The organism is Pseudomonas sp. DL, from assembly GCF_047199225.1.
GTDB lineage: Bacteria > Pseudomonadota > Gammaproteobacteria > Pseudomonadales > Pseudomonadaceae > Pseudomonas > Pseudomonas aeruginosa.
Window position 1 is genome coordinate 5598491 of the sequence record NZ_CP178323.1, and the last position, 14031, is coordinate 5612521.

Consider the following 14031-nt stretch of genomic DNA (forward strand, 5'->3'; position numbering starts at 1 on the left):
CAAGCTTCCTGACAGGTTTTCGCAGGGTTCCCCGCGGCAGGCCTGGAAGCCGCGTCGGACAAGGAATACACGGCAGGCAGAGGTCTGTTACCGGATATGAAAAACGGGTTTTCCGCAGACCTCGCCGCCGTCGCTATACTGCCCGGCCGATCCGGAGGACCCCATGAGCCTGTTGCGCGATGCCTGGCGCCACGCCCCGACCCACCACAGGGTCTGGGCGCTGGCCGGGCCGATGATTCTGTCGAACGTTTCCGTTCCCCTGGTGCACCTGGTGGACAGCACGGTGGTCGGCCACCTGCCGCACGCCTACCAGCTCGGCGCGGTAGCCGTGGGCGGCAGCCTGTACACCCTGATGGTCGGCGTGCTCGGCTTCCTGCGCATGGGCACCACCGGCTTCGCCGCCCAGGCCGCCGGCCGCGACGATGGCGGCGCGCTGCGCCTGATCCTCGCCCAGGGCCTGGGCATGGCGCTGCTCCTGGCCCTGCTGCTCGGCGCGCTGGCCCTGCCCCTGAGCGGCTGGGCCCTGCAACTGATGCAACCGTCGGCGGAACTGACCGGCGAGGCCCGCGCCTTCTTCCATACCCGCCTGCTCGGCCTGCCGGCGGCCCTGGCCAGCTACGCACTGGTCGGCTGGTTCCTCGGCACGCAGAACGCACGGGCGCCATTGGCGATCCTGTTGACCACCAACCTGAGCAACATCGCCCTGGTGCTCTGGTTCGTCCACGGCCTCGACTGGGGCGTGCAAGGCGCGGCCCGCGCCTCGGTGCTGGCGGAATGGAGCGGCGCCCTGCTCGGCCTGGCCCTGACCCGCCGCGACCTGGCCCGGCGCCCCGGGCGGGCGCAGTGGCAACGCCTGCGCCACTGGCTGTCCTGGCTGCCGCTGCTGATGGTCAACCGGGATATCTTCATCCGCAGCCTGGCCCTGCAACTGGTGTTTTTCCTGCTCACCGTACAGGGCACCCGCCTCGGCGACGCCACGGTAGCCGCCAACGCCCTGCTGCTCAACGGCCTGCTCCTGACGTCCTACGCCCTCGACGGTCTCGCCCACGCGGTGGAGGCGCTCTGCGGCCACGCCATCGGCGCCCGCGACCGAGCCGCCCTGCGCCGCGCGCTGGTGGTAGCCGGTGGTTGGTCGCTGCTGGCAAGCCTGGCGTTCGCCGCGCTGTTCGCCTTGTTCGGCCACCTGTTCATCGACCTGCAGAGCGACATCGCCGGCGTCCGCGAAGTCGCCTACGCCTATCTGCCGTACCTGGCCTGCCTGCCGCTGCTGGGGATGTGGAGCTATCTGCTCGACGGCCTGTTCATCGGCGCCACCCGCGCCCGCGAGATGCGTAACGCGATGCTCGTCGCGGTGGCCGCCAGCCTGCCCCTCGGCTGGCTGTTGCAGGGGCTGGGCAACCACGGGCTATGGCTGGCGTTCCTCGCCTTCATGCTGCTGCGCGGGCTGGTCCTGGCCGCCTACGGCTGGCGCCTGACCCGCCGCGATGGCTGGTTCGCCGCTCAGGGCGCCGACAGCGGACGATAGGCGAGCATCAGCGGGACGTCGGCGGCGTGCGCGACCTGTACCAGTTCGCTGGCCAGGCGCCCACCGGGAAACACCAGCACCAGGTCCGGCGCGGCATCGCCGAAGACGGCCTCGCCATACTCGCGCAGGGCGTTGTCGCTGCCACTGCGCTCCGGATAATCGTAGGCGCGCGAATCCGCGCCACGCTCGCGGCACCAGCGCTCGGCCTCGTCCGGCAGGCCGCTGCCGGCATGCAGCAGGTGGCCGAGCAGCGCCACCGGTTGCAGGCCGTGGCACTGGTCGAGCGCCAGGCGCAGGCGTTCGGCGTCCTTGAAATGGCGTCCGGCGCAGATCAGGAGGCGCATGCCGATCCCTCCCCTTGCCCTGGCTCGTCCGGCCGCTTCGCCATCGGATCGATGCCGCTGCGTTCGAGCAGCGGATAGGCCAGGGCGGTGACATGATGGTGGATGCGTCGGTAGTCGCGGAGAATGCGCTGGAACACGTCACCGGACTCCACCCAGGCACCACGATCGTCGCGCAGGCGACGGAAGCGCTCGCGACTGGCATCGGCCTCCAGTCGCTGCAGCAACTTCTTGCGCGCCACCAGGCGCAGCGCGGCGTCCAGGTCTTCGCGAAGGAACGCGCTGATCGCCAGGTGCAGGCTCTCCTCGATCGCCGCCTGCAACGGCAGCATGCGGCCCAGCTCGAACTCGCTGCCGGCGCGGCTGCGCCCGGCCCAGCGCATCGCCAGGGGCAGCAGGCTGTTGGCGACGAGATCGCCGATGTGCTCGATGTTGATGGCGAACAGGAGGATTTCCTGGGCACGATCGGCGTCGCTGTCGCCGAGGCCGTCCTGGCCGAGGTCTGCCAGGTAGGCGCGGATCGCCGCACTCAACTGGTCGAGGGCCTGGTCCTGGCGACGGATTTCCGCCGCCACCTTCGCCTCCGGTCGCTGCAACAGGCCGCTGGTGGCGCGCAGCATCAGACTGGCCATGTCGGCCAGCCGCAGGACTTCGCGAGTAGCGTTGGCCAGGCCGATGTTGGCCACCTCCAGCCCGGCTTCGTCGAGGTAGCGCGGCATGCCCGGCTCGTCGGACTGTGCCTCTTCCGGCAACAGGCGCGCGAGCAGCGCCGCAAGGGGTCCGGTGAAGCCGATCGCCAGCAGTGCCAGGGCCAGGTTGAAAGCACTGTGGAACCAGACCGCCGCCGCACCGCCGAGTGCGTTGGCCGGTTGCGCCAGCGCCGTCAGCCAGGGCAGCACCAGCAGGCAACCGAGCAGGCGCACCAGCAGGTTGCCCAACGGCAGGCGCCGCGCCACCCGGCTACCGGCCACCCCTAGCGCCGGCAAGGCGCCGCCGAGGTTGGCACCGAGCACCAGGGCCAGGGCGATGGGCAGCGAGACCAGTCCGGCCTGGGCCAGGGACGCCACCAGCAGTACCACCGCGACACTGGAATGGCAGGCCCAGGTCAGCAGCGCGGCGAGCAGCAGGGCGATCAGCGGATCGCCTTCGAGGCCGTGGATCACCGCGACAAAGGCTGGCGAGGCCTCGATCTGCTGCAGGGAATGGCCGAGCAACGCCAGCGCCAGGAGCATCAGGCCGAGTCCGATCAGGCACTGGCCAAGGCTCTCCAGGCGTGGACCGTCGCCCAGGCGGAACAGCAGCAGGCCGGACAGCAGGGCCAGCGGCGCCAGCAACGAGGTGTCGAAGCTGAGCAGTTGCACCACCAGGGTGGTGCCGACGTTGGCGCCGAGCATCACTGCCAGCGCCGGCGCCAGGCCCAGGGTGCCACTGGCAGTGAAGGACGCTGCCATCAGGCTGGTGGCGGTGCTGCTCTGCAGCAGGCCGGTGATGCCGAGCCCGGCGAGCAGGGCCAGCCAGCGGTTGCCCAGGTGGCGGCCGAGCCAGTTGCGCAGCACAGTGCCGAAACCGCGCAGCACGCCGCTGGAGACCATGTGCGTGCCCCACAACAGGAGGGCCACGGCACCGGCCAGGTTGATCAGGAGGATGGTTCCCAGCATGGCGGAACTCCCGGTTCGGAATGGATCGTGAAGGGAACGGGCTCATTGACCCATGGCCAGCCTGAGCGATGCACGGTTGAGCGCGCTCGAGCAGTCCAGCAGGTATTTCACTTCGACCTGGCTCAGGCGGCCGCTGGCGTATGCGCGCACGCTGACCACCATCAGCAGGTGCGCGGCCTTTGCCAGCAGCCGTGCTGCCAGGCCACAGAGCGCGCGGCGAGACGCGCCCAGGCATTTGCGTACGACGTTCATGGCTGCTTCCTCGGTGGAGGAGCGCGCCGCAGCGCGGCACGCCCTTGGGCTCAGAAACGCAAGGTCGCTCCCGAGACCAGCCATCGCTCGCGCTCGCCGCGCAGGTGGCCGCCGACCAGCAGATCGAGGTCCAGCCGTTCGCCCAGGTGCAGCCGCGGTCCGGCCTGCCAGCCGCTGTCGCCGGCCGACTCGCCGAAGCGTTCGGCGATCAGGGTCAACGGCTGGCCAACGCGGTATTCCATGCCCATGCCCCAGTTCCAGCGATGCCGGCGCTCGCCCTCGGCGTAGGCATGCCCCAGGCCGACCCCGGCGTTCAGGCGCAGGGCCTCGAACGGCTGGTAGCTCAGCGGCAGGTTGAAGCCGGCGCCTTCGAAGGCGTGCCGGCGGTCCAGGTAGAGATCCGCCGAGAGCGCGAAGGCCAACGCCAGGCCGAGGTCGTCGCGGGCCAGCAGCGGTGTCTTCAGCTCGGGGCTGAGGCGGCTGTGCCGATCGCCTGCGTCGCCCTCGCGCACCAGCGCCGCGCCGAGCTGCACCGATGGTAGGGCGGAGAAGGTGCAGGCTGGCGACAGCACCGACTGGTAGCGGTTGCCGTGGTGGCGTTCGCGCTGGTGCCAGGCGTCCAGGTTGCATTCGCCGACGGGGTCGATCTCGCCGTCGTCGACCCGGTAGGCGCCGCCCGCGGCGCGAGCCTCGGACAGCAGCGCCAGCAGCAGGACGCAGGCTAGCGCGGCGGCGACGAAGCCCAGGCGCCAGGACAGGGCGCGTCGCAGCGCGGCCGGCAGCGGTTGGAAAAGGGGCGCCCGCGGGCGCCGGTCGTGCAGGGTCATGATGCGTCTCTCCATGCGTGGGTCCGGTGTGCGTTGCGCGGCGCGGCGAGGCTTGCCGACGCGCCGGGAAAGGCCGGGACGAAGCCCGGCCGATCGCTCAGAACCACTGGCCGAAGCGGCGGATGTAGAGGGTCTTCATGGTCTGCGCGGTGACGCAGTAGCAGAGCAGCGTGCCCACCAGCCAGGGGAAGTACTCCCACGGCAGCGGCTGCAGGCCGACCATCGCCCCCAGCGGCGAGAACGGCACGTAGATGCCCAGCGCCATCACCAGCCCGGTCATCAGCATCACCGGCAGCGCCGCGGTGCTCTGGATGAAGGGAATCTTCTGGGTACGCAGCATGTGCACCACCAGGGTCTGCGAGAGCAGGCCCTCGATGAACCAGCCGGACTGGAACAGCGACTGCATTTCCGGGCTGTTGGCGGCGAACACGAACCACATCAGCGCGTAGGTGGTGATGTCGAAGATCGACGAGGTCGGGCCGATCCAGACCATGAAGCGGCCGATGTTCTTCGAGTCCCACTTGCGCGGCTTGGCGAGGAACTCCTTGTCCATCTTGTCCCACGGCAGCGACAGCTGGGAGATGTCGTACATCAGGTTCTGCAGCAGCAGGTGGATCGCCAGCATCGGCAGGAAGGGGATGAAGGCGCTGGCCACCAGTACCGAGAACACGTTGCCGAAGTTGGAGCTGGCAGTCATGTTCAGGTACTTCATGATGTTGCCGAAGGTCTCGCGGCCCTTGATAACGCCCTCCTCCAGGACCATCAGGCTTTTTTCCAGGAGGATGATGTCGGCCGATTCCTTGGCGATGTCGGTGCCGCTGTCCACCGAGATGCCGACATCGGCATCTCGCAGCGCGGGGGCGTCGTTGATGCCGTCGCCGAGGAAGCCAACGGTGTGTCCGTTGCCCTGCAGGGCCTTGAGCACCCGCGACTTCTGCAGCGGCGTCAGCTTGGCGAACACCGTGCGCTCCTCGGCCAGGCGTTGCAGGGTGGCATCGTCCATCAGGTCGATGTCGCGACCGAGCAGCGGCTCGCCGACGTCCAGGCCGACCTCGCGGCAGATCTTCGCGCTGACCACCGGGTTGTCGCCGGTGAGCACCTTCACCGCCACGCCGTTCTCGCGCAACGCGGCGATGGCCGGGCCGGCGGTTTCCTTCGGTGGATCGAGGAAGGTCAGCAGGCCGGCGATCACCAGGTCGCGCTCGTCGCTGGCGCCGTACTGGGCCTGGGACTCCGTGCGCGAGAGGCTGCGGGTGCCGAGCAGGAGCACGCGGAAGCCGTCGCGGTTGTATTGCTCGGCCAGCGCCAGCAGGGCCCGGCGGCGTTCCTCGTCGAGCGGCAGGTCGACACCGTCCTGGTGCACGCGGGTGGCGATCTCGAGCATTTCCTCGACCGCGCCCTTGCACACCAGCAGGTGTTCGCCGTCCTTGCCCTCGAGGATCACCGAGAGACGCCGACGGACGAAATCGAAGGGCAGTTCGTCGACCTTGCGCCAGGCATCCGACGGCGTGATGCGCGGGTTCTGTTCGACGAAGGCGACCACCGCGCGGTCCATCAGGTTCTTCATCCCGGACTGGTGGAAGCTGTTCAGCCAGGCCATTTGCAGGACCCGGTCGCAGCGCCGGCCGGCAACGTCGACGTGATGCTCGAGGATGATCCGGTCCTGGGTCAGGGTGCCGGTCTTGTCGGTGCAGAGCACGTCCATGGCGCCGAAGTTCTGGATCGCGTTGAGGCGCTTGACCACCACCTTGCGCCGCGACATCGCCACCGCGCCCTTGGCCAGGTTGGCGCTGACGATCATCGGCAGCATTTCCGGGGTCAGGCCGACCGCCACGGCGAGAGCGAACATGAACGCCTCGGTCCAGTCGCCCTTGGTGAAACCGTTGATCAGCAGCACGATCGGCACCATCACCAGCATGAAGCGGATCAGCAGCCAACTGACGCTGTTCACCCCACGGTCGAAGGCGGTCTGCGCCCGCGAACCGACGATGGAACGGGCCAGCGAACCGAAATAGGTGCGCGCACCGGTGGCAACCACCACCGCGGTGGCCGTGCCGCTGACCACGTTGGTGCCCATGAAGCAGATGTTCGGCAGTTCGAGCAGGTCCTGCTGGTCGGCGGCGATCCGCTTGGCGGACTTCTCGCGGACCGCGCCGAGGGTGTCGTATTTCTCCACCGGCAGCGCCTCGCCGGTGAGTACGGCCTGGCTGATGAACAGGTCGCGCGATTCGATCAGGCGGATGTCGGCGGGGATCATGTCGCCGGCGGACAGGCGCACGATGTCGCCGACCACCAGTTCGCCCATGGGGATTTCCCGCAGCTCGCCGCGCATCCCGCGCTCGTCGCGGCGCAGCACGGTGGCGGTGTTCCGCACCATGGCCTTGAGCGCCTCGGCGGCCTTGCCCGAACGGTATTCCTGCCAGAAGCGCATCAGGCCGCTGACCAGGACCATGCAGAGGACGATGATGACGCCGGTGAGATCGGTTTCCTCACCGTCCTGCAGGGGCAGCCAGAAGTCGGTGAAGAAGCTGATCGCAGAGAGCGTCATCAGCACGTAGATGAAGGGGTTGTTGAACGCCTGCAGCAATTGCACCAGGACGTGTGGCGGACGGTCGTGGGCCACTTCGTTGGGGCCGTCGGCGTGCAGCCGGGCGGCGGCCTCGGCCTGGTCGAGGCCATCCTGGCGACCGCGGACGTTGGTGAGGGTGGTTTCCAGGCTGTTCTGCGCTTCGCGGGCGGCGCGCATGGACAGTCGGTCGTTGCGGCGCTCGGTATCGAGCTGGGTATTGCGTTGGGTCGCTACGCTCATGACTCGGTCTCCTGTCGCGAGCTGCGCGACGGCGACACGAGTCGGTTGCCGGTCAGGTGACAGGCAAAGGCGTGCCGGGTCGCGATGTTCGCGATCGGTGGGAAGAATGTTCGGCTTGTCCGGGTGAGGCCCACTGCGCGCGGCCGCTCAGGCGGCACGCAGCAGGCCGACTTGGTGGTTCGTCCATGGCAGGCTCCTTGTGCGAAGGGTTGGGCAGGAGAAAGCGTCAGCCGCGCATCGGGCGGCGACCGCTCTCAGGGTTCTCTTCGACCTGCGTCTCCAGGCGGCGATACTCCAGGCGACCGCCGGCCGGGTCGACACGCCAGGCGAGGCTCGCAGGATGGCCGTGGCCGGGAAGGATCGCGCCGGGGGACTGCGCGGCGCGCACGCGCATCTTCGCCACGAAGGCGGATACGCCGGGGGATACCGAATTCTCGAAGTTCATGACTCACCTGTACCCGGCGTGCCGGACACGGGTGAGAAGCAGTGGGTCAGCCCAGGATGCCGCTCAACCGACCGACCCGTTGCGGGTTCCGTCGTGCGTTGGTTTGGGTCATCGCACCAGCCGGCATCTGCTGGGCCGGGCGACGACTACTGGGAATACTGTCCATGGCTCTCTTCGTAGGGGGAAAGAAAGTGCCCGGCTCTGCGGGCGGGGGTTTTATAGACCTCTTGCCAGACGAGGTCAACCGAAAAAGCCGTTTCGTTCAGGCTTCTATGGAACATCGGAAAATTCCCGCAGGAGTCCGGCGAAAAGACACCGGCCAAAAGCGCTCAGGCGGAGATCAGTCCCGCCAGCCGTCGCGCCAGCGCCGGCACTTCGGAGGCCGGGTCGAGGCGCAGGCGAAAACGGGTCTGCAGGATGTCCAGCAGTTCCTCGACGTCGCGCAGTTGGCGCTGCAGCGTCTCGCCGTTGCCGGCGCGCTGGCCGAACAGCCCGTCGGCCAGGGTCAGGCGCAGGTCGCCCTCGGTTATGGCGGCCTTCAGGCCCTGGCGGAACACGCTGTGCGGGTGGGTCGAGGTGTACCAGTTGCGCGGGATGTAATCGATCCACAACTGCGGGCGCAGGTCGAAGCGGTACAGCGGCAGCCAGCCGCTGCGACCGCGCACGGCGCTTTCGTAGAGACCGGCGTGCGGGTCGACCAGGCGCACGCAATGCACCTGTCCGGCGTCCGCCTCGTCGCCCGGCAAAGGCAGTGCTCGCGGCGGATTGGCCGAGCCGAAGCCGACATCCACCAGGAACTCGCCCTCCGCCAGGTACAGACGCAGCATCAGATGCGATTGTTGGGTCAGCGGCGCGTCCTCCGGGAGTCCCCAGCGTACCCGTGCCACCAGCAGTTCCAGCTCGTAGCCGAGGGCCAGCAGCAGGCGGGCGAACAGCGAGTTGAGTTCGAAGCAATAACCACCGCGGCTGCCCTCGACGACCTTGGCGAAAACCTTGTCGGCGTCGATCTCGATGGGACGGTCGAGCAGCACGTCGAGGTTCTCGAAGGCGACCCGGCGCAGATGCGCGTCGATCAGTCGGTCGAGACTCGCCAGACTCGGCGGACCGGGATCGTCGATGCCGATATGGTGCAGGTAGGCATGGGTCTGCTCGGGCGTCAGCGGGGTCATGGCGGGCTCCGGAAAATGGCCAGCTCGATTCTAGACGCATTCTCGGGGAATACCGGAAGCGCCGTCAGGCACATTGGCCCGGGGTCTGCTTGACTGTGCCCATCCCACCCCGAGGAGCGCCGCCATGGCCCAGGCAATCGTCGCCTACCTGCACTACCTGTCGATCTTCCTGCTGTTCGCCCTGCTGGTGTTGCAGCACCGCCTGCTGCGCCTGCCGCTGGACCTGGAGCGCGCCCGCAGCCTGGCGGCGATCGACCGCGGCTACGGCCTCTGCGCCCTGGCGGTACTGGCCAGCGGGCTGGCGCGGGTGCTGTGGTACGGCAAGGGCGTCGACTATTACCTGCACAATGGTCTGTTCCACGCCAAGGTCGGGCTATTCGTCCTCGCTGCCCTGGTCTCGCTGTTGCCGACCGTTACCTTCCTTGGCTGGCGCGGCGCCCTCAAGGCCGGCGAAGTGCCGGCGGTGACGCCGGCCCGGGGCCGGCGGGTGGTCCTGGCGGTGCGCCTGCAACTGCTCCTGCTGCTGGTCATTCCGTTGCTGGCTACGCTGATGGCGCGCGGCTTCGGCATGCGCGGCTGAGCCCTCAGTTCTGCATGGCCCGGCCATGCACGTCCATCGCCGCCTGGCGCAGCGCCTCGGAGCGGGTCGGATGCGGATGGCAGGTCAGCGCGAGGTCCTCCGCCGAGGCGCTGAACTCCATGGCCACGCAGGCTTCGCCGATCATCTCGCTGACGCCCGGCCCGATCATGTGCACGCCGAGCACCTGGTCGCTGCGGGCATCGGAGAGGATCTTGATGAAGCCTTCGCTCTCGTGGTTGATCTTCGCCCGGCTGTTGGCGCTGAACGGGAAGCGTCCGACCTTGTACTCGCGCCTCGCCGCCTGCAGCTGCTCCTCGCCGAGGCCGACGCTGGCCACTTCCGGCTGGGTGTAGATGACCGACGGAATCACCTCGGCGTTCATCTCCGCCGCATGCCCGGCGATCCGCTCGATGCAGACGATCGCCTCTTCCTCGGCCTTGTGCGCCAGCATCGGTCCCGAGGTCACGTCGCCGATCACCCAGACGCCCGGCGCCGCGCTGCGCTGTCCCTGGTTCTCCAGCATGCCGCGACGATCGCTGGCCAGGCCGACCGTCTCCAGCCCCAGTCCTTCGGTATAGGGGCGCCGGCCGATGGCCACCAGCACGTAGTCCGCCTGCAGCGATTCCGTAGCGCCGCCGGCGGCCGGTTGCAGGTCGAGTTCGACGCCCTGCTCGCCACTGCGCGCGGCGACCACGCGGGTGCCGAGGCGAAACCGCATGCCCTGGCGGGTCAGGGCGCGCTGCAGGGTCCTTGCGGTTTCCCCATCCAGCCCCGGGCAGATCCGCTCGAGGTACTCCAGCACCGTGACCTGTGCGCCCAGCCGGCGCCAGACCGAACCAAGCTCCAGGCCGATCACGCCGGCGCCGATCACCACCAGGTGGCGAGGCACTTCGACCAACTCCAGGGCGCCGGTGGAGTCGAGGATGCGCTGGTTGTCCACAGGCACGCCGGGCAGCGGCGCCGGTTCCGAACCGGTGGCGATAACGATGTCGCGCGCCTCCAGTTGCGCGTGGCCGCCGTCGGCAAGGGCCACGCCGACCCGGCCCTCGCCTTGCAAGCGCGCCCAGCCCTTGATCCACTGCACCTTGTGCTTGCGGAAGAGGAATTCGACGCCACGGGTCAGGGCGGCGACGCTCTCGTCCTTCTGCTTCATCATCTGCGCCAGGTCCAGTTCCGGGCTGACCCGGATGCCGAGCCGGGCGAACTCGCCGCCGCTCGCCGCGGCGTATAGCTCCGAGGCGTGCAACAGGGCCTTGGACGGCATGCAGCCGACGTTCAGGCAAGTCCCGCCGAGGGTTTCGCGACCCTCCACGCAGGCCACCTTCAGGCCCAGCTGGCCGGCGCGAATGGCAGCGTTGTAGCCCCCCGGACCGGCGCCGATCACGATCACGTCATAGCTTTCCATCATCCTGCTCCTCGGTTGTCCCGCCACGGCCCCCTCAGCGTAGGCGACGCCGGCGCAAATAGAGGAAACGCCGCGTAGAGGGACCGAAAGCGATTGTATTTCGCTCGTCATGCAAAGCTTATATGATGACCGTAATTTTCCTGCAACCCTTTCCCACCACGACAGGAGCACTACCATGGAACAGCCCGGCCGCGAAGATCGCCTGAACGCCTGGATCGCCACCGAGCGGGCCGCCCGCGCCCGCCTCGGCGCCAGCGGAACCCTGGAGCTGGCGCAAGTCGCCGCGCTCTCCCCGCAGGAGTTCTTCGACCGCATCGGCAGCGGCCAACTGCCCTGTCCGCCCTACGGCGAACTGGTCGACTTCGTTCCCATCGAGTGGTCCGAAGGGCGCTTCCTGTTCCAGGGCACCCCGGACCGCCGCCACTACAATCCGCTGGGTAGCGTGCACGGCGGCTACGCCGCGTCGCTGCTGGACTCCTGCATGGGCTGCGCGATCCATACCCGGCTCCAGGCCGGCCAGGGCTATACCACCACCGACCTGCGGATCAGCTACCTGCGCGCGCTGACCGACAAGGTCGGCCCGGTGCGCGCCGAAGGCCGGGTGGTGCACCTCGGCCGCTCGACGGCGGTCGCCGAGGGCCGGTTGTACGATGTCGACGACCGTCTCTACGCCGTCGGCTCGACCACCTGCCTGGTCCTGCACATGGCCGGATGAACGCGGCTTCGCCAGGGAAGGCCGCCAGGCGTTAAGATGACGACCTGCATTCCAAGGTATCGAAGCCATGCGTTATCCCGAAGACCACAAGCAGAAGACCCGCCGGCGTATCGTCGAGGAGGCTGCCCGGCTGTTCCGCCAGGACGGCGTCGGCGCCACCGGGCTGCAACCGCTGATGAAGGCCCTGGGCCTGACCCATGGCGGCTTCTACGCGCACTTCAAGTCCAAGGACGACCTGGTGGAAACCGCGTTGCGGCATGCCGCGGCGCAACTCGACGAAATCACCGCGCCCCTGGCGGAGGCGGAACGACCGCTGGCGCTGCTGATAGAGCAGTACCTGTCGCCGCGTCACCGCGATAACCCCGGCGCCGGCTGCCCGTTGCCGACCCTGTCGGCGGAACTCGGCCAGCGCGGCACGCCGAGCCCGACCACCGACAGCATCGTGCGCAAGCGCCTGGCGATGATCGAAGCGGCCCTGGAGGGCGAGGACGCAGGCGAGCGCGCCGTGCTGCTGCTCGCTTCGCTGGTCGGCGCGCTGCAACTGTCGCGCAGCGTGCAGGATGAGGCGCTGTCGCAACGGATACTGGAAGCGACGCGCAAGAAGCTGCTGGAGCAGATGGAGCGCTAGGGCCTCAGCCGAGGTAGCGCTCGGCCGGCCGCTGCCGCGACAGATTGGGCGCGAGCCTGGCCCGCGCCGTCATCAGCGCCTGCCAATCGGCCGCATCCGGCAACGACGGGATGGTCACCGCTTCACGCCGATCGAAACCGACCAGCGCTGCCTCCACCAGATCCTCGACCTCCATCACCATCTCCGCGGGAATCCCGGCGATTCCGGCGCCGCTGCGCTCCCAGATCTCGGTACGGGTGACGCCGGGCAGCACCGCCTGGACGTAAACGCCGCTGCCGGCCAGCTCGTGCTGCAGCGACTGGCTCAGGCTCAGCACGTAGGCCTTGGTCGCGCTATAGACGGCATTGAACAACTCCGGCGCCAGCGCCACCACCGAACCAAGGTTGACGATGGCGCCGCCGCCACGCCGGCGGAACCCCTCCGCCGCGCCGGCAGCCAGGCGGGTCAGGGCCACTACGTTGAGGGCGATCATCCGCTCCGCCCGGTCCATGTCGGCATCGGCCAGCGGACCGTTCATCGCCACGCCGGCGTTGTTCACCAGCAACGCGATCGAGGCGTCGTCGCGCAACCGTCGCTCGACCCGCAACCTATCGTCGCGCTCGGACAGGTCGGCGCGCAGGATCTCCACCCTGACCCCGTGGGCTTGGCGAAGTCGATCCGCCAGGGCTTCCAGGCGTTGCCGGTCGCGCGCCACCAGCAACAGGTCGTGGCCACGGCGGGCCAAGTGCTCGGCGTAGGTCGCGCCGATTCCGGAAGAGGCGCCGGTGACCAGGGCGACGCCATTGCCAATCTGTTCGTTCATGTGGGTTCTCGCTGGAAAAAAGCCTGACCGCTGACAGCGGCTGTTTATATTACACACTTAATATTATGACCATAATTAAAACCGTCAAGCCTTTATCCGTTCCAACGAGCAGGGAGGGATGAGGAAAACCTTCATGCAACCGTCACGGAAAACGCCAATAAAAGGTCAGGACCCACACCACCCCGACATGCCCTACCATGGCGTTGTCCATCGCGGGAGGATCATGCGTCATGTATCACGGTGAAAGACTCAATGCCTGGACCCACCTGATCGGTGCGGTCGCCGCCTGTACCGGCGCCGTCTGGCTGACGGTCCAGGCGAGCCTCAACGGCAGTCCGTGGAAGATCGTCGGGGTCGGCGTCTACGGCGTCACCCTGACGCTGCTCTACAGCATCTCGACCGCCTACCACAGCGTGCGCGGGCGAGCGAAGGTGGTGATGCGCAAGCTCGACCACCTGTCCATCTACCTGCTGATCGCCGGCAGCTACACGCCTTTCTGCCTGGTCACGCTGCGCGGTCCCTGGGGCTGGACGCTGTTCGGCATCGTCTGGGGCCTGGCGGTACTCGGCATGCTCCAGGAGATCAAGCCACGCTCCGAGGCGCGAGTGCTGTCGGTGGTGATCTACGCGGTGATGGGCTGGATCGTGCTGATCGCGGTGAAACCGCTGCTCGCCGCCCTCGGCAGCGCCGGCTTCACCTGGCTGGCGGCCGGCGGCGTGCTCTATACCGTAGGGATCGTCTTCTATGCCTATGACCACCGCTTCCGCCACTGGCATGGCATCTGGCACCTGTTCGTGATCGCCGGCAGCCTCCTCCACTTCGTGGCGATCTGGCGCTACGTACTCTAGGCGCGGTCCGGCGCGAAGCAGCGGGAG

14 protein-coding genes are annotated in these 14031 nt (G+C 68.2%); 5 read left to right on the plus strand and 9 right to left on the minus strand.

Going from position 1 to position 14031, the window contains the following annotated elements:
* Window positions 1-163 precede the first annotated feature (163 nt).
* Window positions 164-1525: an MATE family efflux transporter gene (locus ACI766_RS26210; RefSeq protein ID WP_003095327.1), complete on the plus strand. Its 1362-nt coding sequence runs from the start codon at window positions 164-166 to the stop codon at window positions 1523-1525.
* Here ACI766_RS26210 and ACI766_RS26215 read toward each other — a convergent pair.
* From ACI766_RS26215 to ACI766_RS26245, 7 genes are all read right to left on the minus strand, one after another.
* Window positions 1501-1869, minus strand: a complete 369-nt coding sequence (locus tag ACI766_RS26215) for an SLOG family protein (RefSeq protein ID WP_003112341.1) — start codon at window positions 1867-1869, stop codon at window positions 1501-1503. The genes ACI766_RS26210 and ACI766_RS26215 overlap by 25 nt on opposite strands.
* Window positions 1857-3524, minus strand: coding sequence for a Na/Pi cotransporter family protein (locus tag ACI766_RS26220; protein ID WP_003104322.1), 1668 nt, complete (start codon window positions 3522-3524; stop codon window positions 1857-1859). Before ACI766_RS26220 ends, ACI766_RS26215 begins: the two co-directional genes overlap by 13 nt.
* A gap of 42 nt (window positions 3525-3566) precedes the next feature.
* The gene (locus ACI766_RS26225; RefSeq protein WP_003104324.1) at window positions 3567-3776 is read right to left on the minus strand and encodes a hypothetical protein; all 210 of its coding nucleotides are present in this window, start codon (window positions 3774-3776) and stop codon (window positions 3567-3569) included.
* A gap of 50 nt (window positions 3777-3826) precedes the next feature.
* Window positions 3827-4603 carry a hypothetical protein gene (locus ACI766_RS26230; RefSeq protein WP_003112339.1) on the minus strand — a complete coding sequence of 259 codons (777 nt, stop codon included), beginning with the start codon at window positions 4601-4603 and terminating at the stop codon, window positions 3827-3829.
* A gap of 97 nt (window positions 4604-4700) precedes the next feature.
* Complete coding sequence (gene mgtA / locus ACI766_RS26235) at window positions 4701-7412, minus strand: magnesium-translocating P-type ATPase (protein ID WP_003095335.1); 2712 nt, start codon at window positions 7410-7412, stop codon at window positions 4701-4703.
* A gap of 226 nt (window positions 7413-7638) precedes the next feature.
* The gene (locus tag ACI766_RS26240) at window positions 7639-7857 is read right to left on the minus strand and encodes a hypothetical protein (protein ID WP_003095337.1); all 219 of its coding nucleotides are present in this window, start codon (window positions 7855-7857) and stop codon (window positions 7639-7641) included.
* Between the two features lie 329 nt (window positions 7858-8186).
* A complete protein-coding gene (locus ACI766_RS26245; protein WP_003095340.1) occupies window positions 8187-9026 on the minus strand; it encodes an arylamine N-acetyltransferase family protein in 840 nt (279 codons plus the stop codon).
* A gap of 124 nt (window positions 9027-9150) precedes the next feature.
* On the opposite strand from ACI766_RS26245, the gene ACI766_RS26250 reads away from it, so the two are divergent.
* A complete protein-coding gene (locus tag ACI766_RS26250; protein ID WP_003104329.1) occupies window positions 9151-9606 on the plus strand; it encodes a DUF2214 family protein in 456 nt (151 codons plus the stop codon).
* 4 nt (window positions 9607-9610) lie between these two features.
* On the opposite strand, the gene lpdA is transcribed toward ACI766_RS26250, so the two are convergent.
* The gene (lpdA, locus tag ACI766_RS26255) at window positions 9611-11014 is read right to left on the minus strand and encodes a dihydrolipoyl dehydrogenase (protein ID WP_003095344.1); all 1404 of its coding nucleotides are present in this window, start codon (window positions 11012-11014) and stop codon (window positions 9611-9613) included.
* 172 nt (window positions 11015-11186) lie between these two features.
* Here lpdA and ACI766_RS26260 point away from each other — a divergent pair, with 172 nt between their 5' ends.
* Together ACI766_RS26260 and ACI766_RS26265 are read left to right on the plus strand one after the other, a co-directional pair.
* Window positions 11187-11726, plus strand: a complete 540-nt coding sequence (locus ACI766_RS26260; protein ID WP_003095346.1) for a PaaI family thioesterase — start codon at window positions 11187-11189, stop codon at window positions 11724-11726.
* Window positions 11727-11793: 67 nt separating this feature from the next.
* On the plus strand, window positions 11794-12354 hold the full coding sequence (locus ACI766_RS26265) for a TetR/AcrR family transcriptional regulator (protein WP_003112334.1): 561 nt from the start codon (window positions 11794-11796) through the stop codon (window positions 12352-12354).
* Window positions 12355-12358: 4 nt separating this feature from the next.
* Here ACI766_RS26265 and ACI766_RS26270 read toward each other — a convergent pair whose 3' ends face one another.
* The gene (locus tag ACI766_RS26270; RefSeq protein ID WP_003104334.1) at window positions 12359-13156 is read right to left on the minus strand and encodes an SDR family NAD(P)-dependent oxidoreductase; all 798 of its coding nucleotides are present in this window, start codon (window positions 13154-13156) and stop codon (window positions 12359-12361) included.
* A gap of 230 nt (window positions 13157-13386) precedes the next feature.
* Between ACI766_RS26270 and trhA the strand changes: the two genes are divergently transcribed.
* The gene (gene trhA, locus ACI766_RS26275) at window positions 13387-14004 is read left to right on the plus strand and encodes a PAQR family membrane homeostasis protein TrhA (RefSeq protein WP_003095352.1); all 618 of its coding nucleotides are present in this window, start codon (window positions 13387-13389) and stop codon (window positions 14002-14004) included.
* Window positions 14005-14031 lie beyond the last annotated feature (27 nt).